The following is a 23058-nucleotide window of genomic DNA, read 5'->3' as shown; positions in this document are numbered from 1 at the left end:
GTTGGACGGAACGTCAGGCGTCGAGTTGCGCGGTGGCCTCGATCTCGACGAGAAAATCGGGAAGGGCGAGCGATTGAACGCCGACGACGGTATTCGGCGCCGGGGTCGCTCCCCCGTAGAAGCGCTGAATCGCGGCGACCACCACGCCCAGCTTTTCGGGATCGTTGTCGACGATGTAGGTGCGCAGGCGAACGAGGTCGGCGGGCGTCAGCTTCATATGCTCCAGCACCGCCGTGAGGTTGGCGAGCGCGGCCTCGACCTGAACGGCAAGGTCGCCCTCGCCGATCACGTTGCACTGCGCGTCCCATGCGACCTGCCCGGCCAGATGCAGGACCCGGCCGCTGTCCTGAACGGCGGCGTGGGAAAAGCCGAACGGCGTGCTCTTGTAAAGGTTCGGCGGATTGATCTTCGTGCTGCCCATGATGCGGATCCCGGTTCAGTCCACCAGTTCGAGCTGGAGCCCGAACGGATCGAGGATGTAGAGGTTCTTCTTTCCGGCCAGCGGGCCGGCGTCGATTTCGATCACGTCCATCGGCGTGCATCCATGCTCCGCGAGCCAGGCCGCCGCCGCCTCGACGTCGTCGACGCGGAACGCCAGATGATGCCCGCCGAGGTCGCAATTGCGCGGCGGCGAAGCGCTGCGGTCCGAAGGCTTGTCGTACTGGACGAGCTGGATACGGGCGCCGCCGTCGAACTCGATCATCGCCAGGGTCAGGCTGGCACCCGCCACGCCGACATGCGATTCCATCCAGTCGCGCCCATCGGTGCCGACCGGAATGTCGGCCGCGTCCATCGGGCCCATGCGATAGAGCTCGCGGCCCCCCAGCACATCGCAATAGAAAGCCAGCGCGCGAACCAGATCGGGCACCGTGCGCGAAACATGATCGACGACCAGGAAAGACGGCTTGCGCGCCTGTTTCACCATCTCCGCCACCCTCTCCCCTTCTCGCAACGCGCCTTTGCGTCATTGAATGAGACAGGTTTTATGTCCGCCCTTTGTCGCGAACAATGACAGGTTTTGCAAAGTTCGTTGCGCTGGACGCAATCAATCTTCGGCGAGCAGATCGCCTATCCGGATCGGGCGCGCCGGGAATCGCGGCGTGAATCCATGGGGTTCGGTCGACACGTCGCCGAGCAGCGCCAGCAGGCCATGTTCGCAATTGCGGCCCTGACACACCCCCATGCCGCAGCGGGTCGCCAGCTTGACGCCGCCGGCGTCGGCGCCGATGGCGAGCGCCGCGCGCATGTCGCCCATCGTCACGTCTTCGCAGCGGCAGACGATGGTGTCGGCGGGCAGGTCCCGGTCGGGCAGCGGCCCGGGGTCCGCGACCGCCTCCAGCAGCGCGGCGAAGCGCAGCGCGCGGGCGCGGGCACGCCGCACCGGCGCCGCCCTGCGGACGGCCTCGCGCAGGGGCAGGACGCCCATGTCCACGGCGACGGCGAGGCCGGCCAGCGCGCCTTCGGCCGCGGCGGCATCGGCGCCTTTCACCCCCGTCGTCTCTCCGGCGACATAGGCGCCGGGGCGCGAGGCCCGCATCCATGCGTCATGGCACGCCTTCCAGCCGCCCGGCCGTGCCGGACGGACCGCCAGCCCCATCGCCCGCGGCAGGTCCGACTGCGGCAGGAAACCGAAGCAGAAGGCCGCCGCGTCGCACGCCACGACCGCTCCGTCCTCGAGGCGCAGGCCCTGCACCCGGTCGCGGCCCTCGACGGCCGTCGGCGCGCGGCCGAAATGGATCGGCACGCCCGCCGCGCGCAGCCGCCATCCCATCAGCAGGACCGACATCAGGCGCGGCAGGTTCGTCAGCGCCGTCCAGGGCCGCCCCAGCGCCTTCAGGACGAAGCGCCGGAAAGGCTGGCTGAACGCGACCGCCGCCACCGTTCCGCCGGCCTTGCGCAGCTGATCGGCCGCCAGCAGTTGCAGGGGGTGCGATCCGGCAAAGGCGATGCGGTGCCCGGGTGCCAGCATCTGGCTCTTCACGAAAGCCTGCACGCCCCCCGCGCTCATCGCCCCCGGCAGCGTCCAGCCCGGCAGGGGCACGGCCATGTCGTAACAGCCGGTGGCGATCAGGACGCGCCGGGCGGTGACCTCCCGCACGCCGCCGCCGTCCGAAAGGGCGAGGCGCCACCCCTCCCCCGCTTCGCGCGCGCCCAGCACCGAGCAGCCGCCGCGCCATTCGACCGACTCCAGCGATTCGAAGGCCGCCAACCGGGCCTTGAGGCGGCGGTATTCGGCGCCCTCCAGCCAGCCGCGCACGGAAAAGGCACGGGGCGGCTGGCGCAGGATCTGGCCGCCCGGCCGAAGCTGCTCGTCGATCACGACGATGCGCGGGCCGTCGGGCAGCGCCAGACAGGCGGCCTGCCCGGCGGGGCCTGCGCCGACGACCGCGAGGTCATAGTCGGGGCGAGCGTCGTCGTTCATCGCCGTTCGTCCGGGCGCGTGGTGACGATCATGCCGTCGGCCGCCGGGGTCAGGCAGGCGCGCAGCCGGCGCGGCGACGCGCTTCCGCGCGCCACCGTGACGAGGCATTCGCCGCAGACGCCCATGTTGCAGAACAGGCCCCGCGGCCTGCCACCGCGATCAAGGCGAAAGGCCAGAAGGTCGCGGGCCAGCATGGCGGTCGCGATCGTCTCGCCTTCGAAAGCCGCGACCGCCTGTCCGTCGACCAGCAGGGTCAGGGGCGCCCCGCGCCGCACATCGCCGTCGCTACGCACCCGCCGCCCCCATGAAGCTGTTGAGATGGCCGAAGCGCGCGGGCGAGAATATCTCCAGCCGCTCCTCGGGCTCGTCGAGGATGCGCCGTGCGAGCAGGCGCGCGAAGGTGGGGCCGAGCGTGAAGGCCGAACCGCCCGCCGCCACGAAAACGCCCGGCGCCTGCGGAATCGCTCCGACCAGGGGCAGCTGGTCGGCGGTGATCGCCGTGATCCCGGTCCAGCTGCGGATCAGGTTCAGCTCGGCGACGCGCGGGAACACCCGCGCCGCCACGGCCAGATTGCCCCTCAGCGACGAGGCCAGCATCTCCGCGGGCCGGTCGAGATCGAAGCGGCCGGCGGCGTCGAGCCGCATCCGCGACGGCCAGCCGCCGCCGATCAGCACATTCCCCGCATGCGCCTGCTTCATGGACAGCCGCTGCCCGACATGCTGGATCAGCGGATCGAGCAGCGGAGCCGTCCGCTCGGTCGCGCTCATCAGCAGCGCGACGGGGTAGAGCGGCAGGTGCAGGTTGAACAATTCGCCGATCCGCGCGCTCCACGCGCCCGCCGCGATCAGTATCTTCGGCGCCGTAAGATCCTCCGGACCGTCGGGCGTTTCGACGGTGAGCCGATAGCCGCCCCGCACCGGCCGCGCCGCGACGACGCGGCACCGCCGGCGCAGCCGGACGCCCCGCGCGGCGGCGGCGGCGGCGAACGCCAGCGTCAGCGCCTTGGGGTCGGCGTGCCCCTCCGCCTCCAGGTGGCTGGCGGCCACGACCGTTTCCGACAGGCCGGGCGCCAGCGCGCGCGCCGCGTCGCCGTCGATCATCCGCGACGCGAGGCCGCCCTGAACCTCCCGCGCCACCTTGCGTTCGAGAATGGCGACCTCGTCCGCGGTTTCGGCCACCATCAGGCCGCCGCGCATATGGACGCGGATGTCGGGGCCCAGCTCGTCGGCCAGCCCGCGCCATTCCTCGATCGCCAGCAGGTTGAGGCCCAGGATCGAGGCCGCCTGATCGGCGAGCGCCTCGCCATTTTCGAGAAAGCGGCGCTCGAGCTGGAAATGCAGCGAACCGGCGTTGGCGCCCGAGGCGCCGGCGTTGGGACGCGCCGCTTCGAGGATTTCGACCCGCGCCCCCGCCTGGACCAGCCGACAGGCGGCGGCACATCCCACCAGCCCAGCGCCGATCACCAGGACATCGACGCCGTCCATTTCGGCTAGACGCGTCCCAATGCGGTCAAGGTGGCGCGGATGCGATCGAGGTCGGGGGCGGACACGTCGAGCAGCGGACGGCGCACATGACCGCCGGGCAGCCCCTGGATGTTCAGCGCGGCCTTCAGAATCGCGGGCCCCGAACCGAAGCGCCCGACCAGATCCTTGGTATACCATTCGTCCATGATGACCCGGTCCTGCCGTCCGCATGCGCGGGCCGCCTCGAAATCGCCGGCCCACACATGATTGTAGAAGTCGGGTTGCGCGCGGCCAAGCACGCCGCCCGCCCCCATGGTGCCATCGCCGCCCGCGCCCTTCAACAGGGCGAGGCCGCAATCGTCCATGCTGTGGCCGAAGACGTGCACCCGATCGCTGAGCCCGAAATAGGTCTGCACGAAACGGCGCAGGTCGCCGGTCGACTGCTTGATGGCGACGACATTCTCGATATCGGCGAGGCGTTCCAGCAGCGGGATCGACATGTCCACCCCGGTGCCCGGAGGCCAGTTGTAGACGCAGATCGGCAGCGGACTGGCATCCGACACCATCTTGTAAAAGGCATGAATCTCGTCATCCGAAGGACGGATGTAGGGCGGCGGGGTCACGAGAATCCCCTCGAAGCCCGAAACCGCCGCCTCGGCGGCGAATTCCAGCACCTCGGCCGCCGTGAAGGCCGTGCATCCGGCGATCAGCGGCAGCTTGCCCGCCATCTGCGCGCCGACCGCGGCGATCAGCGCCTTGCGTTCCCGGGGGCTGAGGCTGGTCCATTCGCCGGTCGTGCCCGCCACCACCAGCCCATGCATCCCCTCTGCATGAAGCCATTCCACCAACAGGCCGAGACCGCGCGGGTCCATGTCACCCTGGGCATCGAAAGGGGTGGTGATCGCCGGGATATAGCCGCGCCACCCGACGCGCGTTCTCTTGGTTGCCACAAGCACCTCGAAATTAGGCATAGTCGTAAATGGCGCCCCCTGTCCTGCATTTTTCCCTGTCCCGCAAGGCGGGATGATTGGCCGAAATCATTGCGTTCAACGCAAGGATCGATAATGTGGCCGCCATGCACGGAAACGCTCTCTATTATTTTTACGAAGCCGCCAGCCTGGGTTCGATGCGACTGGCCAGCGACAAGATCGGCGTGGCGGTTTCATCGATCAGCCGCCAGATCGCGCAGCTGGAGAAAACGATGGGCGTGGCGCTGATCGAACGCGGCCGGCGCGCCATCCGCATGACCGAGGCCGGGCGCCTGGCCTATGAATATTATCAGGGCTGCATCGCCAACGAAGAAGCCTTCATGAACCGCCTGCACGAGCATCGGCAGTTGAAGGCGGGCAAGGTCAGCATCGCCATCGGCGAGGGATTCCTGGGCGGATTCTTTTCCAAGGTGCTGGAGGATTTCCAGGGTCAGCATCCCGGCATCGCCGTGACCGCGTCGGTCCTGCCGACATCCGAGATCGTGCATGCGGTTCTGGAGGACGACGCCCATTTCGGCCTGATCTTCAACGATTGCACCGAGCCCAAGATCCGGGTCCGCGCGACGGTCGCCCAGCCGCTGATGGTCATCTGTGCGCCCGATCACCCGGCGGCGAAGCGCAAGTCGCTGTCGCTGGAGGACCTGAGCACCTATGACCTGTGCCTGCCCGACGCCAACCTGCGGCTGCACCAGATATTGCGCGAGGCGGAGCGCCGCGAGCAGGTCTGGCTGGAACCGGTGCTCACTACCAGTTCGATCTATGTGATGCGCGAAGCCGCGCGCGCCGGGCGGATGGTGACCATCCTTCCGCGCATCGCCGCAGCCGCCGAACTGGAAGACGGCCGGCTCGTCGCCCGGCCCATCTACGAGGCCGACCTCGAACATACCTCGGTCAGCCTGATCCACCGGCTGGGACGCCAGCTGGACGGCGCCCCGGCCCGCCTGATGGCGGCCTTCGAGGCGCGGCTCAAGGGATGGAGCGAAAGCGACGGTCCCGCCGCGGCGTGATCGCCGTCACGCGGCCGCGGCGACGGCCGGAGAGGCGCGCGTGGTGAGCAGGATCGCGATCACCGCGACGATGAAGTTGACCCCCATCGCCACGAGGCCGATGTCCCAATCCGGCAGGGCCACGGCCCACATGTCCCGCGCCGCCGGCAGCAGCAGGGCCAGATAGCCCGCGCCGATGCCCGTGGCGACGCCGAGCGCATTGGCGCGGGGCCACAGGAAGGCGAGGAACACCCCCGGCGTCAGCATGCCGATCGCCGCATAGGCCGACAGGCCGATCTCCACCAGCGAGGCCGTGGCGCCGAGCGTCAGCCATACCGCGATCACCGCGAAGGCCACCATCGACAGCCGGGACAGCAGCAGGGTCGCGCGGTCGCTCAGGTCCGGTTTCAACGGCATGACGACGTTGCGGCTGAAGATCGAGCCGGCCGTGAGCAGCAGCACCGAGCCGGGCACGAGCGCGAGGAGGCAGGCGGTTCCGGCCAGCAGCCCGATCATCCAGCCCGGATAGGAATCCGACACGAATTGCAGCAGCGCGGCGTTGATGTCGTTGTCCGGCGGGGACACGCCCGCCAGCAGGGCGCCGAAGCCGAGCAGGATGATGAAGAAGAAGGACAGCGAATAGAGCGGCTGCCAGACGGCGTTACGGCGGATCGCCTTGCGGCTGCCGGCCGCGTAGCAGAGCTGGAACATGTGCGGGAATATCCACGTGCCCAGCGCCACGTTCACCGCGGCGGTCATCATCCAGGTGACCGACAGGCCTGCCTCCGGAACCAGCCCCGGAAAGACGCCGATCCCCGGATATTGATCCTGCACGCGGTCGAACACGTCGAGGATCGACGACGCCCCGACCTTGCCGGCGACGGTCGCACTGAGGCCCACCACCAGCACGATCATCAATATGTCCTTCACCCCCGCCGCAAAGGCGGCCGACCGCAGGCCGGCCACATAGACGAAGGCCAGCATGATGACGGCGGCGAGGACCGCCGACATGGTCGGCGACACGCCGGTGCCCAGCGTGAGGCGAAGGATCAGGCTGAGCGCCGTGATCTGGATCTGCACATAGACCACGATGGCCGCGATCCCGGCCAGTCCCACCAGGCAACCGAGCCAGGTCGCATCATAGCGGGCGGCGAAGAAATCCGCCTGCGTGATGAATCCCCCTTCGCGCCCGGCCTGCCAGATGCGCGGCATCAGCCAATAGCCGAGCGTCGCGGCCAGCGACACCGAGGTGAAGGCCAGATAGGCGGGCGCGCCATAGGCCCAGGCATAGCCCGAAATCCCGAGAACGGCGAAGGTCGTGTATATCTCGCCCGCGTTCAGGAACCAGAAGATCAGGGTGCCGAACCGGCGCCCCCCGACCGCCCATTCGGCGACCGTCCGGGCGCGGGTCTTGCGATAGCCGTAGAACAGCGCCCCCAGCATGGTGCCGAGAACGATGGCGATGGTCAGGCCGAGGATCACGAGGGCTTCGCCTCGTCGGAAGGTTCGGGGAAGGAATCCGGCTCGTCATTCGCCTCGATGCGCTCGTCGCGCACGAAGACGAAGCCGATGGTGGCGCTCGCCACCAGAATCCCGCACATCTGCCACAGCATCGGCAGCGGCAGCGAAAAGACGCGAACGGCGGCGGTGTTGACCAGCGGGGTCCCGCCGACCTGCCAGATGAAGGGAATCAGCAGGAGCCAGCGGTGCGCGTAGCGCCGGTGGGTCGGCGACAGCAGGGATCGGAGCGTCATGGAGTCACGCCGCCCGGATCACCGGACCTGGCCCGAAAGGCCATGGTCGTCGCGCACGACCTGTCCGCCCTTCATGACGAAGGCGATCGAGCGCAAGGCGCGGATATCGCGGGTCGGGTCGGCATCGACGAGCACGATGTCGGCATATTTGCCCACGGCGATGCTGCCGATGTCGGTGTCGCGGCGCATCATGCGGGCCGGCTGGATCGTCGCCGCCTGCAGCGCCTGGAGCGGGGTCATCCCCGCGTCGACGTAAAGCTCCGCCTCGCGCACGGTGGCGGTCGTGCCCTCATTGTCCTCGAAGGGAAACTGGTCGGTGCCCAGCGCGATCGGCACGCCGAGGCGGATCGCGGACTGCAGCATCGCCCAATGGTCGCGGCCGACGCTGTCCACCCGCTGCAGATACCAGTCCGGCGACCCGATGCGCTGATAGAAGGTGCGCGCGCCCGGCTGGCTGACCACGATCGTCGGCACCAGCCACACCTTGTCCTTCGCCATGCGGCGCAGCACCGGCTCGGTCAGGTGATAGCCGTGCTCGAAACCGTCGATGCCGTAGGTCAAGGCCTGCATCGCCGCCTCGGGCGAACCGTTGTGCGCGGTGACGCGCACGCCGTTGCGGTGGGCCACGTCGATGAGGACCGACAATTCATCGTTGGTCATCGGGGCGGCGGCGATGGCGCCGTGCGTGTCGGAGATGCCGCCCGAAATGGCGATCTTGATCCACGAGGCACCCTGGCTGATCTGCCGGCGCGCCGCCTGCGCGAAGGCGTAGGGACCGTCGACCTCAAGGAAGCCGTGCCCGCCGGTGGGCACGATCAGTTCGCCGGCCGTTTCGATGCGCGGCCCGACGGCCTCGCCCCGGTCGATGGCGCGGCGAAGCGCGAAATCATTGCCGTGGATCTCGGACACCAGACGAACCGAGGTGACGCCGGCGCGCAGCGACAGGCGCGCGTTGTGCGCCATGCGCAGCGCCTGTTGCGCGTCGGTCTCGTTCTGCAACTCGGCCCCGGCGGTGCCGGGAAGCTTCAGGCCGAAATGCACGTGCATGTTCATGAGGCCGGGGATCAGCCAGCGCCCGTCGACGGGGACGATGCGCGCGCCCGGCGGGGGCTGGAGGCGGCCGCGTGGGCCGAGCTGAACGATCCGCTCGCCCTCGATGACGACGACGGCGTCCTCGATGACGCGGCCGTTTTCGACGTCGACCACCGCGCCGCCGACCAGCGCGACGACATCGGGCGCCGGCGACTGGGCGACGGCGGGAGCCGTGACGAGGACGGCGGCTGCAAGACCGGTCAGATACCGGGCGATACGGCGAAGGGTGTCGATAGGCATAGGGATTCCGCGATCCGTCCGGAACCGCCCGGAACCAGCGAAGTCTAGGGCCTGTCGCGGCCAAGACAATGCCAAGGGCTGATGCATGATGTTGCGCTGAATGCAACGATCCTGATGCAGGCCGCCTTTCGGATCAACAATCGCGACGCCTGCGCGGGCGAACGACGGCGATGCGGCGAAAGCGGTGTTCTAGAGAATCGTGCGTTAAATCTGCATCACCCTTTCTGCCGTTCGTGCTGAGCTTGTCGAAGCACCGTCCTTCTTCTTGCGGCGCCGAAAGAAAGAACGGCCCCCTTCGACTGCCTTGCAGGCGCTCAGGACAGGCTTCGACAAGCTCAGAGCCTGCCCCCGCGAAAGCGGGGGGCAAACGGTTCAGATTTAATGCTCGATGCTCTAAGCCGGGGCGCGGCCGGAGCCGCGGCCGCTTATCCCAGCGCCTTCTTCAGCAGTTCGTTCACCACCTGCGGGTTCGCCTTGCCCTGCATCGCCTTCATCGTCTGGCCGACGAAGAAGCCGAACAGCGCTTCCTTGCCGCCGCGATATTGTTCGAGCTGGTTCGGGTTCTTCGCCAGCACCTCGGCGATCACCGCCTCGATCGCGCCGGTGTCGCTGGTCTGCCGAAGGCCCTTGTCCTCGACGATCTTCGCCGCATCGTCGCCGGTTTCGAGCATGATCTCGAACACCTGCTTGGCGATGCTGCCCGAGATGGTGCCGTCGGCGACGAGGCCGAGCAGTTCCGCCGCCTGCGCCGGGCCGACCGGCGAATCGGCGATCTCCCTGCCCAGCCGGTTGAGCGCGCCGAACAGCTCGCTGGTCATCCAGTTGGCGGCCGCCTTCGGCTCCGCGCCCGCGTCGAGCAGCGCGTCGAACCAGCGCGCGCTCTCGACCTCGGCGGTCAGCACGCCGGCGTTATAGGCCGAAATCCCCGCCGCCTCGTAGCGCGCGCGCTTGGCGTCGGGCAGTTCGGGCAGGCTCGCCCGGCATTCGTCGAGGAACGCATCGTCGAGTTCGAGCGGCAGCAGGTCGGGGTCGGGGAAATAGCGGTAATCATGCGCATCCTCCTTCGACCGCATCGTCCGCGTCGTGCCGCTGTCGGGGTTGAACAGGCGCGTTTCCTGATCGACCGTGCCGCCCGATTCGAGCACCTCGACCTGGCGCTTCGCCTCATATTCGATCGCCTGCATGACGAAGCGGACCGAATTGACGTTCTTCGTCTCGGTGCGCGTGCCCAGCGCTTCGCCGGGCTTGCGGACGCTGACGTTGACGTCGGCGCGCATCGAGCCTTCTTCCATATTGCCGTCGCACGAGCCGACGTAGCGCAGGATCGCGCGCAGCTTGCGCAGATAGGCGCCGGCCTCGGCGGGCGAGCGCATGTCGGGCTTCGACACGATCTCCATCAGCGCGACGCCCGAGCGGTTGAGGTCGACGAACGACATCGTCGGATGCTGGTCGTGCATCAGCTTGCCGGCGTCCTGCTCGACATGGATGCGTTCGATCGCGATGCGCTTCGCTTCCTTGATCCCCGCCTTCTCATCCGCCTCGATCGTCAGCGAACCTTCGCCGACAAGCGGATGATAAAGCTGCGAAATCTGATAGCCCTGCGGCAGGTCGGCATAGAAATAATTCTTGCGGTCGAAGCGCGACCATTTGTTGATCTGCGCGTCGATCGCCATGCCGGTGCGCACCGCCTGCCGGATGCATTCGCGGTTCGGCACCGGCAGCATGCCGGGCATCGCGGCATCGACCAGCGACACCTGCGTGTTCGGCTCGGCCCCGAACGCCGTCGCGGCGCCCGAGAAGAGCTTGGCGTTGGAAGTGACCTGCGCATGGACCTCGAGGCCGATCACGACCTCCCACTCGCCGGTTTCGCCCTTGATGCGATAGTCCGTCATCTTACCACCACCTCTCGGCGCGAGCGGTGAAGCCCGCGCGTTCCTCGATCGCCAGCCCGGCGTTGAGCACGCCCTGCTCGTCGAAGGCCTTGCCGATGATCTGCAGGCCCAGCGGCAGGCCTTCGCGGTTGAGCGCCGCGGGGACCGACATCGCGGGCAGCCCCGCGAGGCTGGCCGGCACGGCGAACACGTCGTTCAGATACATCGACAGCGGGTCGGCGGTCTTTTCGCCGAGCCCGAACGCCGCCGACGGTGCGGTCGGGGCGAGGATCACGTCGCACGTCTCGAACGCCGCCGAAAAATCGCGCGAAATCAGCGTCCGCACCTTCTGCGCCTGCGTGTAATAGGCGTCGTAGAAGCCCGCCGACAGCACATAGGTGCCGATCATGATGCGGCGCTTGACCTCCGGCCCGAAGCCTTCGGCGCGCGTCGCGGCATACATGTCCTGCAACCCCGCACCCTGCGGCAGATCGCGCAGCCCGTAGCGCACCCCGTCGTAGCGCGCGAGGTTCGATGAGGCTTCGGCGGGGGCGATGATATAATAGGCCGGCAGCGCATATTTGGTGTGCGGCAGGCTGATCTCGACGACCTCGGCCCCGGCATCCTTGAGCATCGCGATGCCGGCATCCCACATCGCATCGATGTCGGGATCGATGCCCTCCAGTCGATATTCCCTGGGAATACCGACTTTCTTGCCCTTGAAATCGCTCGACAAAGCGGCTTCCCAATTCGGCACGGGCAGGTCGAGGCTGGTCGCGTCCTTGGGGTCGAAGCCCGCCATATTCTGAAGCATGATCGCGCAGTCGCGCACGTCGCGCGCCATCGGCCCCGCCTGGTCGAGCGAGCTGGCGAAGGCGACGATGCCCCAGCGCGAGCAGCGGCCGTAGGTCGGCTTGATCCCCGAAATGCCCACGAACGCCGCGGGCTGGCGGATCGAGCCGCCGGTGTCGGTGCCCGTCGCCGCGGGGCAGAGCCGCGCCGCGATCGCCGCCGAACTGCCGCCCGACGAGCCGCCGGGCGCCAGCGCCGCGTTCCCGCCGTCGTTCCGCTTCCACGGCGAGATGACGTTGCCGAAAAAGCTCGTCTCGTTCGACGAGCCCATCGCGAACTGGTCGAGGTTGAGCTTGCCGAGCATCCCCGCGCCCGCGTCCCACAATTTCTGCGACACGGTCGATTCGTAGCGCGGCACGAAGCCTTCGAGCATGTGGCTCGCGGCGGTGGTCTGGACGCCTTTGGTCGCGAACAGGTCCTTCATGCCGATCGGCACGCCCGACAGCGGCTTGAGCGTTCCCGCGGCCCGGTCGGCATCGGCCTGCTTCGCCGCGCCGAGCGCCTGTTCGGGCGTCTCGACGATGAAGGCGTTGAGCGCTTTCGCGCCCGCGACATTGGCGTTGAACGCCTCCGCGACCTCGACGGCGCTGAAATCGCCCGCGCGGTGGCCGTCGCGAATCTGCGCGACGGTGAGATTGGTCAAATCAGTCATCATCAAAACCCGTTCGTGCTGAGCTTGTCGAAGCACCGTTCTTTCCCGGCCGCGTCGAAGAAGGACGGTCCTTCGACAAGCTCAGGACAAACGGCTGGAACCATAGCGTCAGTCATCACTCGATCACCTTGGGCACGCCGAAGAAGCCGTGCTGCGGCTCGGGCGCGTTCGCCAGCACGTCGTCGCGGCGGTTGCCGCCGGTCAGCGGGTCGGCGTCGACGATATCGTCGCGCAGCCGCAGCGTGTTCGGGATCACCGCCGTCATCGGCTCGACCCCGCTCACGTCGACCTCGCCGAGTTGCTCGACCCAGCCGAGGATATTGTTGAGTTCGCCTTCCATCGCGGCGGCCTCCGCATCGCTGATCGCGATGCGCGCCAGCGACGCGATCTTCTTCACCGTTGCCTGATCGATTGCCATAGCTTCCTGCCTCGTGCGGGGGACGCCGCGCCGCTAGCACCCTCCCCCCTGCGCATCAAGCGGCGCCTAATCGAAAGGGCCGGTTTCGGGCACGCCGTCGACCGTGATGCGCCGCTGGCGAACCGTTTCGACCTCAACCCGCGCCTTCGACAGGTCGAGCCCCGGCCGCGCCGGACGCGGGCTCGTCGCGTCGCCCTGGACCCACTGGCCCTCGGCATTGCGCGTCACATGGTCGAATTGCAGCGCCTCGCCCGCTTCCTGCTGCCCCAGCACGCCGATCCGGTCGTCGGAAAGCCATATCGCGACGCAGGCTTTGGCGCGGGCGCACATATAGCTCGCCTCGATCCGCGCGAGCGCTTCGGCGGGGAGCGCGCGGTCCGCCGGGACGATGCGCAGCCGCTCCGTGAAGGGTTTCAGCAGCGTCGGCCCACGCGGCCCGGCGAGGTCCCAGCGATTCTTTGCCGCGAGCGCGGCCCTTGCGGCGTCGGCACGCGCCTTCTGCGGCGACCGGGTCATGTCGCGCAGCGCGTTCCGCCCCGCCGGGCCGAAATCGAACGCCATCGCCGCCCAGTCGAACTTTGCCGCCGGGGTCGCGCCGCTGTTCAGCCGCGCCAGCTGGTCGCGCGCCGAAATCGCCCCGAAATCGAGGATCGGCAGCGCCAGAAACAGCGCGAGCAGCATCAATCCGATCGCGAGCTTCTGCTGCAAGGGGCGCAGCCAGTCGTCGAAATCGCGCCGTCCGCGGACCACCGCCCACACCCCGGCGACGCCATAGGCGAGCGCGACCGCCGCCGCGATCACGCCCCACAGGCGTTCGGGGGTCCAGCCATATTGGCCGATGCGCAGACCCATCGAATAACAGGCGATGCCCGCGAGCGGCAGCACCGCGACCGCCAGCACCGGCGCGGCCCAGCGCAGCAGCGGATTGGTCGCGCGGTCCTCGCGCCCGTCGCCGATCACCGCATTGGCGAGCAGCACCGCGAAAGCCGCCGCCGCCATCATCAGCGCGGCGGTCGAAAAGCCCGAATCCCACAGCTTCTGCAATCCGGTTCCGAGCAGAGAGACGAGGAAGAGGACCAGCGCGACCGCGAGCACCGGCGCCAGCACCGCGAGCACGATCATCACCAGCCGCTGGAGCGTCGCGACCAGCCGGTCGCGCTCGCGCAACAGCCCCACCGCGCCGCCGAAGGCCGCCCCCGCGAGCATCCAGCCGAACCATTCGTCATTGAGCAGCCGTTCGATGACGTCGATCCCGATCAGCTTGAACATCTGTCCGATCAGCACGACGAGCAGGAAGGTGACGCCGACGAAGGCAAGGCCGGCCGCGCCGATCACGGCGTCGGTCCACGCATGGCCGTGCAGCCGGTCGTAGGGCATCCGCCACAGCCGCCAGAAGCGGGCATCGGGCGCGACGTCGCGCCGCGTCTGGAACAGGGGCGTCGCGACGAGCACCGCGAGCATCCCCGACCAGAACGGCCATTCGACCGGCGATCCGTGGATATTGTAGCCCGCCGACTGCCAGACGATCAGCCCCATCACCGCGCCCCACAGCAGCGCGAAGCCCAGCGCCCAGTGCCAGCGGCGAAGCTCGACCCCCAGAACGAAGGTGATCGTCCCCACCGCGACCGCGGCGGCGAGCGCGCTGCGCCAGGCGGCGAGCGGGTCCTCGTACAAATGGTCGACGAGCAGGTGAAAGGCGAGCCCCGCGACCGAGCAGACCGCCGCCATGATCCACGGCCGCAGCGGCCACGGCGGATCGCTGCCGTCCAGACGGTGCGACTCGGAGGCGGACGGGCGGGCGGGCGCATCGGTCATGCGCGACATCTGGGCTTGTTTCGGGTACGCGCGCAAGCCAGATAGCATGGCGCCCGTCGACGGGATTTTCTTTTCCCGTTCGCATCGAGCGAAGTCGAGATGCCCATCGGGGCAGCGCCAAACCGATGGGTGTCTCGACTTCGCTCGACACGAACGGGTAAGGATGTTCGCCTCTTCTCTCCCATGGAGCCCGCATTTGGCCCGCAAATTCCTCTATCTGATCGCCGCGATCATCCTGCTGATCCTTGCCGCCGGCGTCGTCTATCAGCTTTTCCCCGGCTGGGTCGCGCGGGTCGCGTTCGTCCCCAGCGCCGAATTCAAGCCGCAGGTCGTTGCCGCGCCCAACGCCTATGACGATCCCGAGATGTGGTTCGCGCGGCCGGGGATGGAGGACGATCCGTCGAAATGGCGCCCCGACCTTGCCGACGATGCGTCGGGGGGCGAAGCCTCCGGCGACGACGAGGCGCAGGCGCGCGGCCAGATCGTGCCGCCCGCCCGCGCCGCCGCGCCGTCCGCCGCATCCGCCGCCGCTGTTCGAGGCGACGCGGAGATCTTCTTCGTCCATCCGACAAGCTATTACAGCAAGTCGAGCTGGAACGCCCCGCTCTCCGACCGCGACGCCGACCACCGCGCCAACCTGTTCGTGCGCGGCATGGCGAGCGCCTTTTCCGACGCGGGCGAGGTGTGGGCGCCGCGCTATCGCCAGGCGACGCTGGGGGCTTTCCTCGCCACCGACCGCGTCACCGCGGGCAAGGCGATCGACGCCGCCTATCGCGATGTCGAGCAGGCGTTCGACGCCTTTCTGGCCGCGATCCCGAAAAACCGGCCGATCATCCTCGCAGGGCACAGCCAGGGCGCGCTGCACCTCGAAACGCTGCTGAAGAACCGCGTCGCCGGCACCCCGCTCGCGAAGCGCGTCGTCGCCGCCTATATCGTCGGCTGGCCGATCTCGGTCGAAACCGACCTGCCCGCGCTCGGCCTTCCGGCCTGCACGACCCCCGACCAGAAGGGCTGCATCCTGTCGTGGGCGAGCTTCGCCGAGCCCGCCGATCCGGCGATGGTGACCGAAGCCTATGACGGCACCATCGGCTTCGACGGCCGCCCGCGCGCCGAAACGCGGATGCTGTGCACCAATCCGATCACCGGGATTCCGGACACCGATGCGCCGGCAGAGGCCAATCTGGGCACGCTGAAACCCGAGGCGAAGTTCACCGAGGGGCGCCTGATCCCCGGCAAGGTCGGCGCGACGTGCGACGATGCGCGCGGCTTCCTGATGATCGGGCAGGCCGACGTCGTGAAGGATTATGTCGTTCCGGGCTATGTGCTGCCGGGCAACAATTATCACGTCTACGACATCACCCTGTTCTGGGCGAACGTCCGCGCCGACGTGCTGCGCCGGCTCGCGGCGTTCGAGGGGAAGCCTTCGCCGGTTCCGCCTGCCGTGGCGCCAGCGGCTGCCGCAACACCCGCATCCGCTCCCTCGTCACCCCGCACTTGATCGGCAATCTTCCCGTTCCCCGGCGAAAGCCCGGGTCCAGACGGCATCGCGCCGCTCCGCGTGGACCCCGGCTTTCGCCGGGGAACGGGTCCTCGATCGGGGGCTATTCGGCGCCCCATTTCGGGCGAGGCGCCGAATGGATGCCGAATCAAGTTCAGCATGACGGAATCCGGCGATAAGGACCGATCGATGATTTCCACCCTCGCCCCCGATTTTGCCGCCGCGCTTCCCGACGGCGGGCGCCTCGCCGGGCTCGATGTCGGGACGAAGACGATCGGGGTCGCGCTGTGCGACGCGGGGTGGAGCTTCGCGACCCCCGACCGGACGATCCGCCGCGGCAAGTTCGCCGCCGATCTCGATGCCCTGCGCGGGCTCGTCGCCGCCCAGTCGGTCGTCGGCCTCGTCGTCGGGCTGCCGCTCAACATGGACGGCAGCGACAGTCCGCGCACCCAGTCGGTGCGCGCCTTCGCGCGCAACCTCGCGCCGCTGGGCCTGCCCGTGCTGCTGTGGGACGAACGCTGGTCGACCGCGGCGGTCGAGCGCGCGATGATCGCCGCCGACGTCAGCCGCGCGAAACGCGCCGAGCGCATCGACAGCGCCGCCGCCGCCTTCATCCTGCAAGGCGCGATCGACGCGCTGGTGCGGGCGTGAGCGCCTGACCCGATCGGCGGATCGCCGTGGACGGGATCAGGCGCCGTCCGACATCTTCGCCAATTCGCGGGCAAAGGCGCGAAAACCCACGGTCAGGATGATCGCCGCCAGCGGCATGGCGACGCCGGTCACCAGCGCTATCGAATAGCGCAGCGCCGCATCGTCGCCGAACAGATGGTCGGTGAGCAGCGCCATCAGCATCGGACCGAAACCCAGCCCGGTCAGGTTGACGATGAAGAAATAGAGCGCGGTCACGCGGGCGCGATATTCGTTCGGGGTGATGAGCTGCAACGCCACCGTTCCGACGCCGTGCATCGTCAGCATCGGAAAGGCGAGCGCCAGCATCGCGAACGCCAGCACCGCATCGGGCATCAGCGCCGCGGCGAGCAGCGGCGGGCCGCCCAGCAGGATCGACAGCCGCATCACGCGCAGATGCGCGTCGGCGACGCCCTTGCCGAACATCCGGTCGGCCAGCGTGCCGCCGAGCACCAGCCCCGCCGCGCCGCCGATCGCCATGATGACGCCGAACCACAGCCCGGCCCGCGACACCTCCATGCCATAGGTGCGGAAGAAGAAGGTCGGAACCCAGGCGATCACGCCGTACATGACGAGCCCGATCAGCGCCATGCCGACGAACAGCGCGCCGAGCGCCGCGCGCTGGCGGACGAGGTGGGCGAGAAAGCCGGGCGCCGGCGGCTCGTCGGCGTGGGCGGCGGCCTGCCGGCGTCCCTGGCGCAGCGGTTCGCGCACCGTGAGGAGCAGCAGGCAGACCAGCAATCCCGGCGCCGCGACCCAGAGGAAGATCGTCCGCCACGCCTCGACCGGGCCGACGAACGGCAGATCGACCATCGGCGCGGCGAGCACGGCCTGGACGACGAAGGCGCCGAGGATCATCGCCACGCCCGAGCCGAGCGGCACCCCGATCGAATAGACCGCCAGCGCGCGCGCCAGGCGGTCGCGCGGAAAGGTGTCGCTGAGCATCGAATAGGCGGCGGGGGACAGCGCCGCCTCTCCCACCCCGACGCCCATGCGCGCGAGGAACAGCGTGGCATAGCTTCCCGCGAAGCCGCAGCCCGCGGTCATCACGCTCCACAGCGCGACGCCGACGAGGATCAGGTTGCGGCGGTTCCAGCGGTCGGCGATCCACGCCAGCGGCAGGCCCAGCAGCGTGTAGAAAAGCGCGAAGGCCAGCCCGATCAGCAGGCTGACCTCGGTATCCGAGATGTCGAGCGCGGCGCGGATCGGCGCGACGAGCAGGCTCAGGATCATCCGGTCGACGAAGGACAATGTATAGGCGAGCAGGAGGACGCCGACGACGTACCAGCCATAGACCGGACGCGGCCATTGCGGGGATTCGGCGCCCGCGTCGGGCGATGGTTCCTGCCGCGATCGAGTCGTTGCGCCGTCGTTCGCCATCATCCCGTCCCTTCGCGCACGGCGCGCCCTTGCGCGCTCGATCATGCTGTTATATATGAAATATTACTTAGAACGCTAAGTAAAAATAAGGCTGAGTCAAGCGGATATGAACCGCGGGCCGGCGGGTCGGGAGATGAGAGATGGCTAGAACGGAAATCAGGATAAGCACGCTGCTGCTCGCGGGCACCGCGGCGATAGCCGTGCCCGCCGCGGCGCAGGACAGCGCGCCGCGCGACAGCGACGACATCATCGTCACCGCGCAGCGCCAGGAACAGCGGCTGCAGGACGTGCCCGTTTCGGTCACCGCCTTCGGCGCCGACCAGCTCCGCGACAACAGCATCGAGACGGTGCAGGACATCGCGATCCGCACCCCCGGCCTGGCGATCAGCGCGGTCGACCCGGTCAACACCAACTTTTCGATGCGCGGCATCGGCAGCGCGCCGGGCATCAGCCAGAATGCCGGCGGCGACCCGTCGGTGGTCGTCTTCGTCGACGGCGTCTATGCCGGGCGCGGCGGCACGCCCGACCTCGACGCGCTCGACCTCGAACGGGTCGAGGTGCTGCGCGGACCGCAAGGGACGTTGTTCGGCAAGAATGCGATCGGCGGCCTCGTCCAGTTCGTCAGCCGCAAGCCGACCGACGAGGAAAGCTTTCATTTCGAGGGCACCTACGGCAATTACGACCGCATCGGCGTGACCGCCCGCGGCAACATGGCGCTGACCGACACCATCTATTTTTCGGCCGGCGTTTCGCACAAGCAGCGCGACGGCTTCGAATATAACGAGACGACGGGCCACCGCGTCAACGACCTGAACCTGACGACGGGCCGCGCGGCGCTGCGCTTCGTCCCGAACGACACGCTCGACATCATCCTGCGCGCCGACATCTCGCACCAGGACCAGAAGGGCAATCCGCGCCACAACAATTGCGACAGCAGCTTTCAGGACGGCATCCACTGCGTCGGCATCAATCCCGACCCGCGCGTCGTGAACGCCTATATCGACGGCGAGATCAAGCGGACGATCCAGACCTATTCGGGCGAGGTCAACATCGACCTGCCGTTCGGGACGCTGACCTCGCTCACCGCGCTGCGCAAGGTCAAGTTCAACTTCGTCACGCCCTTCTTCAGCAACCCCATCAACCCGCCGGCGCAGATCGAATCGACCAGTTTCGGCGAGGAGAACAACAGCCAGTTCAGCCAGGAACTGCGCCTGGCCTTCGACGCGTGGGACGGCCGCCTGAAAGGCCAGACCGGCGTCTATTTCCTCAAGGAGAACAACGACCGCATCGAAGGGCAGATTCAGGATTTCCCGACCCCCGAAGGATCGGGGACCGGCATCTATCCGCAGTCGGTCAACGCGCGCAGCTTCGCGATCTTCGGCCAGGTCGACGTCGAGATCGTCCCGGCGCTGACCGCGACGGTCGGCGCGCGCATGACGTGGGAGCGCAAGAGCGGCCGCTTCGCGGGATACAAGGCCGACGACGGCCCGGGCCTGCCGCCGCCGCTCGGGTCGCTCGACGGCTACGACGTCACGGGCAAGAAGAGCTGGAAGGCCTTCACGCCCCGGTTCGCGCTCAACTGGAAGGCGACCGACGACGTCCTGCTCTATGCCTCGGTCGCGCGCGGCTACAAGAGCGGCGGGTTCCAGGGGCTGTCGGGCACCGCGGCGGGCGCCTCCACCCCCTACGACCCCGAATTCGCCTGGGGCTATGAAATCGGCGCCAAGACCGACTGGCTCGACCGCCGGCTGCGCCTGAACGTCGCGGCCTTCCGGACCGATTATTCGGACCTGCAGATTTCGCAGCTCGTCCCGCTTTGCTGCGTTGTCGTCAGCAATGCCGCCAAGGCGCGGATCAAGGGGATCGAGGTCGAAGCCGTCGTGCGCCCGGTCGACGGGCTCCAGATCGACGGCAGCTATTCGTGGCTCGATACCAAGTTCATCGAATATGCGATCCCCGGCACCGACTATACGGGCAACCAGCTGCCGCGCTCGCCGCGCAACAAATTCAACATCGGCGGCCAGTTCGAGCGCCCGATCGGCGACCTGACGGCAAAGCTGCGGGTCGATTACAGCTGGGTCGACGACGCCTATTTCGAGGCGTCGAACATTCCGCAGCAGCTTTGGCCCGCGCACGAGAATGTCGACGCGCGCCTGTCGCTGTCGAACCCCGACGATGGCTGGGAGCTGTCGCTGTGGGGCAAGAATCTGACGAACGAGCTGACGCCGACCTATGTCACCTGGTTCTCCGCCTATCGCCAGCTTCTGACCCCCTATGCGCCGCCGCGCACCTATGGGGCGACGGTCGCGTTCAGCTTCTGACGCGGCGGGCGGCTCCGCCCGACGGAGCCGCCCTCCCCCTTTTTCGCTTCCCGCTTCTTTTCCGAAAGGATGACCGATGGACGAACCCCGCTTCCGCTACCTCTGTTCCTATCGCGCCGCTTTCACCGAACCCCAGCAGATGATCGGCAAGGCGCATTTCGGACGCCGGATGATCGCGGCGCTGACCGGCGGCGAGGTCGAAGGCGAGCGACTGCGCGGCCGGGTGATGCCGAGCGGCGGCGACTGGGCGACGATCGACGACAACGACACGCTGCGGCTCGACGCCCGCATTACGATGGAAACGCATGACGGCGCCCTGATCTACGTCTCCTATCGCGGCGTGCTGCGGCCGCTTTCGGCCGCGCACAAGCATGCGCGGAACGGCGGCCCGAAGACTCCCGAAGACAAGGCCGAAGTCTATTTTCGCACCACGCCGATGTTCGAAACGGGCGACGAGCGCTATCGCTGGCTGAACGACATCGTCGCGGTCGGCCTTGGCGCCAGCGTCGGCGGCGCGGTCCGTTACGACGTGTTCGAACTGCTGTAGCGCGGGCGGGATCGATCGCCCGATCGGTCACGGCCCCTTTTCGCCAGCCAACCGTTCCCCGGCGAACGCCGGGGCCCATGCCGCGCGGCACCATGGCATCTGGACCCCGGCTTTCGCCCGGGAACGGGCCCTTGCATGTCTGAAGTCCATATATGCCCGCCCGATCCCGGCCGGCGCGGCGCGGGATCGGGGTTGGCAACGCCGTGCATCTGGTCCATCGCCGCCCCCGATGAGCAACAGGACGCAGGAAACGGGCCCGCCCATGACGCAAGCATCCCATCACCCGATGACGATGATCCACCTGTTGCGGGCGGTCTATTGGTATGACGAGGCGCTCCAGTCGAACCTGCGCCGCGACGGCTGGCCGACCCCGACGCGGACCCAGTCGATGCTGTTCGCGAACATCGCCATGGGCGAATCGCGCCCCGCCCGCCTCGCCGCCAACCTGGGGATCACGCGCCAGTCGATGAGCGAGATGATCGCGACGCTGGTCGAACAGAATATCCTGGTGGTCCGGCCCGACCCGCAGGACAGGCGCGCGCACAAGATCAGCTTCCATCCCGATTCATCGCCGCTCCGGCACGCCGCCGAAGCGGTGATGAACGCCTTGCACCAGCATCTGGGCGCCCGCCTGGGGAAGGATCGCCTCGACGCCCTCGACGACGCGATCTCGGCGGACTGGGGTCCCATTCCCGATTTGAGCGCGCCCGAAAGAAAATAGTTAGTATACTATTGACTTTGTCAGGCAGCCTGACAAACTCCCTCCAAAGACATGAGGGAGAGAATGGCCGTGGCCGACATGGAATTACCGCCGACCGTCCAACCCGCGATTCCGGTCGGGGATGATTTCCTGACGCGCGAGCAACTGGCCCAGCTCACGCCCGAAGACCTGGTCCGCCGCACCACCGCGCTCAAGCCGCTGTTGCAACGGCACGCCGCGGCGTGCGAGCGCGAACGGCGCCCGATCGTCGAGGTGTGGAACGCCATCCGCGCGACCGGCTGTTTCTATCACTTCATGCCGCGCAAATATGGCGGGCTGGAATTCGACGTCGACAGCTTCCTCGACGCGATGCTGCCGCTGGCCGAAGGGTGCGCGTCGACCGGCTGGGTCACCGCTTTCTGCGTCGAGCATGTCTGGATGCTGTCGCAATTTCCCGAGCCGTTCCAGGACGAGATTTTCGGCGGCGGCGGAGACCATGTCCCCTATGTGATCGCGCCCGGCGTGACCGCGCCCCCGGGCAAGGCGATTCCGGTCGACGGCGGCTATCGCATCTCGGGCCGCTGGAAATGGGGCACCGGGATCATGAATTCCAACTGGGCGATGGTGGCATGCGCGATCCCCGACGATCCCGAGCGCCGCGCCCTGTTCTGCGCCCTGCCGACGAACGAGGTCAAGGTGCTCGACACCTGGAATATCGACGGGATGGAGGGAACGGGCAGCCACGACCTGCTGATCGAGGACGCCTTCATCCCCGAATATCGCACGATGAACATGAACGACATGCGGGCCGGAACCGGCCACGGCGCGCGCCTGTACGACAATCCGATCTATCGCCAGCCGATGACCCCCTTCCTGGGCGTCACCGCGGCGATCGGCGGCGTCGGGGTCGGGCGCGCGGCGGTCGCCGCCTTTGCCGAACAGCTTCAGCAACGCGTCATCCCGGGAAGCACGACCCGGCAATCGGACAAGCCCGCGGCGCAGATGCGTCTGGCCCATGCCGACGTGCAGATCGCGACCGCGGAGATGTTGCTGCGCGCGGCGGTCAATCGCAACGTCGAACTCGCGGCGGGACCGGTGCCCGCCACCTTCGGGCAGCGCAGCTTCATGCGCCTGCAGATCGCGCACGCGATGGAAATCTGCCGCGAGGCGATCCGCACGCTGGTCGAGGCGGCGGGCGCGGGCGCCCACATGCGGGGCAATCCGCTGCAGCGGCATCTGCGCGACATCAACGTCATGTCGAACCACGTCATCTACGACATCGACGCGGCATCCGAACTGCGCGGCCGCGCCATGCTGGGGATGGAACCCAATTCGATGATCTACTGATCGCTTGCGGCGGGCGAAAGGCG

Annotated in this window: 21 protein-coding genes; 7 read left to right on the top strand and 14 right to left on the bottom strand. The window is 68.1% G+C overall.

Annotation, left to right across the window (positions count from 1 at the left end; translation table 11 throughout):
• Positions 1-13 precede the first annotated feature (13 nt).
• The 6 genes from C3E99_RS05985 to C3E99_RS05960 all read right to left on the bottom strand — a co-directional run bounded on the left by C3E99_RS05985 (position 14) and on the right by C3E99_RS05960 (position 4836).
• Positions 14-421 carry a RidA family protein gene (locus tag C3E99_RS05985; RefSeq protein WP_104959541.1) on the bottom strand — a complete coding sequence of 136 codons (408 nt, stop codon included), beginning with the start codon at positions 419-421 and terminating at the stop codon, positions 14-16.
• A gap of 15 nt (positions 422-436) precedes the next feature.
• Positions 437-925: a VOC family protein gene (locus C3E99_RS05980; protein ID WP_104959540.1), complete on the bottom strand. Its 489-nt coding sequence runs from the start codon at positions 923-925 to the stop codon at positions 437-439.
• A gap of 120 nt (positions 926-1045) precedes the next feature.
• Complete coding sequence (locus C3E99_RS05975) at positions 1046-2422, bottom strand: FAD/NAD(P)-dependent oxidoreductase (RefSeq protein ID WP_158682150.1); 1377 nt, start codon at positions 2420-2422, stop codon at positions 1046-1048.
• On the bottom strand, positions 2419-2715 hold the full coding sequence (locus C3E99_RS05970; protein ID WP_104960330.1) for a (2Fe-2S)-binding protein: 297 nt from the start codon (positions 2713-2715) through the stop codon (positions 2419-2421). Before C3E99_RS05970 ends, C3E99_RS05975 begins: the two co-directional genes overlap by 4 nt.
• The gene (locus C3E99_RS05965; protein ID WP_104959538.1) at positions 2708-3907 is read right to left on the bottom strand and encodes an NAD(P)/FAD-dependent oxidoreductase; all 1200 of its coding nucleotides are present in this window, start codon (positions 3905-3907) and stop codon (positions 2708-2710) included. Before C3E99_RS05965 ends, C3E99_RS05970 begins: the two co-directional genes overlap by 8 nt.
• A 5-nt stretch (positions 3908-3912) precedes the next feature.
• Positions 3913-4836, bottom strand: coding sequence for a dihydrodipicolinate synthase family protein (locus C3E99_RS05960; RefSeq protein WP_234002619.1), 924 nt, complete (start codon positions 4834-4836; stop codon positions 3913-3915).
• 125 nt (positions 4837-4961) lie between these two features.
• Here C3E99_RS05960 and C3E99_RS05955 point away from each other — a divergent pair, with 125 nt between their 5' ends.
• Positions 4962-5882, top strand: coding sequence for a LysR family transcriptional regulator (locus tag C3E99_RS05955; protein WP_067107519.1), 921 nt, complete (start codon positions 4962-4964; stop codon positions 5880-5882).
• Positions 5883-5888: 6 nt separating this feature from the next.
• Here the strand turns inward: C3E99_RS05955 and C3E99_RS05950 are convergent, their stop codons facing one another.
• The 7 genes from C3E99_RS05950 to C3E99_RS05920 form a co-directional block, all read right to left on the bottom strand.
• On the bottom strand, positions 5889-7343 hold the full coding sequence (locus C3E99_RS05950) for a sodium:solute symporter family protein (protein WP_067107427.1): 1455 nt from the start codon (positions 7341-7343) through the stop codon (positions 5889-5891).
• The gene (locus C3E99_RS05945; protein WP_076075728.1) at positions 7340-7615 is read right to left on the bottom strand and encodes a DUF3311 domain-containing protein; all 276 of its coding nucleotides are present in this window, start codon (positions 7613-7615) and stop codon (positions 7340-7342) included. The genes C3E99_RS05950 and C3E99_RS05945 overlap by 4 nt, the downstream gene beginning before the upstream one ends.
• Positions 7616-7633: 18 nt before the next feature.
• A complete protein-coding gene (locus C3E99_RS05940) occupies positions 7634-8947 on the bottom strand; it encodes an amidohydrolase family protein (protein WP_083675099.1) in 1314 nt (437 codons plus the stop codon).
• A gap of 425 nt (positions 8948-9372) precedes the next feature.
• Entirely contained in the window at positions 9373-10839 is a 1467-nt protein-coding gene (gene gatB, locus C3E99_RS05935; protein WP_104959536.1) for an Asp-tRNA(Asn)/Glu-tRNA(Gln) amidotransferase subunit GatB, read from the bottom strand.
• A 1-nt stretch (position 10840) separates the two neighbouring features.
• On the bottom strand, positions 10841-12322 hold the full coding sequence (gene gatA, locus C3E99_RS05930; RefSeq protein ID WP_104960329.1) for an Asp-tRNA(Asn)/Glu-tRNA(Gln) amidotransferase subunit GatA: 1482 nt from the start codon (positions 12320-12322) through the stop codon (positions 10841-10843).
• Positions 12323-12437: 115 nt separating this feature from the next.
• Positions 12438-12740, bottom strand: a complete 303-nt coding sequence (gatC, locus tag C3E99_RS05925) for an Asp-tRNA(Asn)/Glu-tRNA(Gln) amidotransferase subunit GatC (RefSeq protein ID WP_067109613.1) — start codon at positions 12738-12740, stop codon at positions 12438-12440.
• A 66-nt stretch (positions 12741-12806) separates the two neighbouring features.
• Positions 12807-14564, bottom strand: a complete 1758-nt coding sequence (locus C3E99_RS05920; RefSeq protein WP_104959535.1) for a DUF4153 domain-containing protein — start codon at positions 14562-14564, stop codon at positions 12807-12809.
• Between the two features lie 187 nt (positions 14565-14751).
• Between C3E99_RS05920 and C3E99_RS05915 the strand changes: the two genes are divergently transcribed.
• Both C3E99_RS05915 and ruvX read left to right on the top strand, forming a co-directional pair.
• Positions 14752-16053, top strand: coding sequence for a DUF3089 domain-containing protein (locus C3E99_RS05915; protein ID WP_076075736.1), 1302 nt, complete (start codon positions 14752-14754; stop codon positions 16051-16053).
• Between the two features lie 189 nt (positions 16054-16242).
• Entirely contained in the window at positions 16243-16704 is a 462-nt protein-coding gene (ruvX, locus tag C3E99_RS05910; protein ID WP_104960328.1) for a Holliday junction resolvase RuvX, read from the top strand.
• A gap of 36 nt (positions 16705-16740) precedes the next feature.
• Here the strand turns inward: ruvX and C3E99_RS05905 are convergent, their stop codons facing one another.
• Positions 16741-18120, bottom strand: a complete 1380-nt coding sequence (locus tag C3E99_RS05905; protein ID WP_076075738.1) for a spinster family MFS transporter — start codon at positions 18118-18120, stop codon at positions 16741-16743.
• Between the two features lie 140 nt (positions 18121-18260).
• Here C3E99_RS05905 and C3E99_RS05900 point away from each other — a divergent pair, with 140 nt between their 5' ends.
• The 4 genes from C3E99_RS05900 to C3E99_RS05885 all read left to right on the top strand — a co-directional run bounded on the left by C3E99_RS05900 (position 18261) and on the right by C3E99_RS05885 (position 23035).
• Positions 18261-20441 (top strand): TonB-dependent receptor, encoded by a 2181-nt coding sequence (locus tag C3E99_RS05900; protein WP_076075741.1) that lies wholly within the window; start codon positions 18261-18263, stop codon positions 20439-20441.
• Positions 20442-20517: 76 nt separating this feature from the next.
• Positions 20518-20988: a DUF3237 domain-containing protein gene (locus tag C3E99_RS05895; RefSeq protein ID WP_067109625.1), complete on the top strand. Its 471-nt coding sequence runs from the start codon at positions 20518-20520 to the stop codon at positions 20986-20988.
• A gap of 262 nt (positions 20989-21250) precedes the next feature.
• Positions 21251-21709 carry a MarR family winged helix-turn-helix transcriptional regulator gene (locus tag C3E99_RS05890; RefSeq protein WP_158682148.1) on the top strand — a complete coding sequence of 153 codons (459 nt, stop codon included), beginning with the start codon at positions 21251-21253 and terminating at the stop codon, positions 21707-21709.
• A 63-nt stretch (positions 21710-21772) separates the two neighbouring features.
• Positions 21773-23035, top strand: coding sequence for an acyl-CoA dehydrogenase family protein (locus C3E99_RS05885; RefSeq protein WP_076075744.1), 1263 nt, complete (start codon positions 21773-21775; stop codon positions 23033-23035).
• The last annotated feature ends 23 nt before the right edge of the window (positions 23036-23058 follow it).

The sequence above is a fragment of the Sphingopyxis sp. MG genome (genome assembly GCF_002953155.1).
GTDB lineage: Bacteria > Pseudomonadota > Alphaproteobacteria > Sphingomonadales > Sphingomonadaceae > Sphingopyxis > Sphingopyxis granuli.
This window is presented reverse-complemented; position numbering and strand designations above follow the sequence as displayed.

Excerpts from the sequence above, each read along its gene's own strand:
- C3E99_RS05975 (WP_158682150.1), bottom strand. The coding sequence starts at position 2,422 with ATGAACGACGACGCTCGCCCCGACTATGACCTCGCGGTCGTCGGCGCA.
- C3E99_RS05940 (WP_083675099.1), bottom strand. The coding sequence starts at position 8,947 with ATGCCTATCGACACCCTTCGCCGTATCGCCCGGTATCTGACCGGTCTT.
- ruvX (WP_104960328.1), top strand. The coding sequence starts at position 16,243 with ATGATTTCCACCCTCGCCCCCGATTTTGCCGCCGCGCTTCCCGACGGC.
- C3E99_RS05905 (WP_076075738.1), bottom strand. The coding sequence starts at position 18,120 with ATGGCGAACGACGGCGCAACGACTCGATCGCGGCAGGAACCATCGCCC.
- C3E99_RS05965 (WP_104959538.1), bottom strand. The coding sequence starts at position 3,907 with ATGGACGGCGTCGATGTCCTGGTGATCGGCGCTGGGCTGGTGGGATGT.
- C3E99_RS05980 (WP_104959540.1), bottom strand. The coding sequence starts at position 925 with ATGGTGAAACAGGCGCGCAAGCCGTCTTTCCTGGTCGTCGATCATGTT.
- C3E99_RS05945 (WP_076075728.1), bottom strand. The coding sequence starts at position 7,615 with ATGACGCTCCGATCCCTGCTGTCGCCGACCCACCGGCGCTACGCGCAC.
- C3E99_RS05885 (WP_076075744.1), top strand. The coding sequence starts at position 21,773 with ATGGCCGTGGCCGACATGGAATTACCGCCGACCGTCCAACCCGCGATT.
- C3E99_RS05985 (WP_104959541.1), bottom strand. The coding sequence starts at position 421 with ATGGGCAGCACGAAGATCAATCCGCCGAACCTTTACAAGAGCACGCCG.
- gatC (WP_067109613.1), bottom strand. The coding sequence starts at position 12,740 with ATGGCAATCGATCAGGCAACGGTGAAGAAGATCGCGTCGCTGGCGCGC.
- C3E99_RS05920 (WP_104959535.1), bottom strand. The coding sequence starts at position 14,564 with ATGTCGCGCATGACCGATGCGCCCGCCCGCCCGTCCGCCTCCGAGTCG.
- gatB (WP_104959536.1), bottom strand. The coding sequence starts at position 10,839 with ATGACGGACTATCGCATCAAGGGCGAAACCGGCGAGTGGGAGGTCGTG.
- gatA (WP_104960329.1), bottom strand. The coding sequence starts at position 12,322 with ATGACTGATTTGACCAATCTCACCGTCGCGCAGATTCGCGACGGCCAC.
- C3E99_RS05955 (WP_067107519.1), top strand. The coding sequence starts at position 4,962 with ATGCACGGAAACGCTCTCTATTATTTTTACGAAGCCGCCAGCCTGGGT.
- C3E99_RS05900 (WP_076075741.1), top strand. The coding sequence starts at position 18,261 with ATGGCTAGAACGGAAATCAGGATAAGCACGCTGCTGCTCGCGGGCACC.
- C3E99_RS05890 (WP_158682148.1), top strand. The coding sequence starts at position 21,251 with ATGACGCAAGCATCCCATCACCCGATGACGATGATCCACCTGTTGCGG.
- C3E99_RS05895 (WP_067109625.1), top strand. The coding sequence starts at position 20,518 with ATGGACGAACCCCGCTTCCGCTACCTCTGTTCCTATCGCGCCGCTTTC.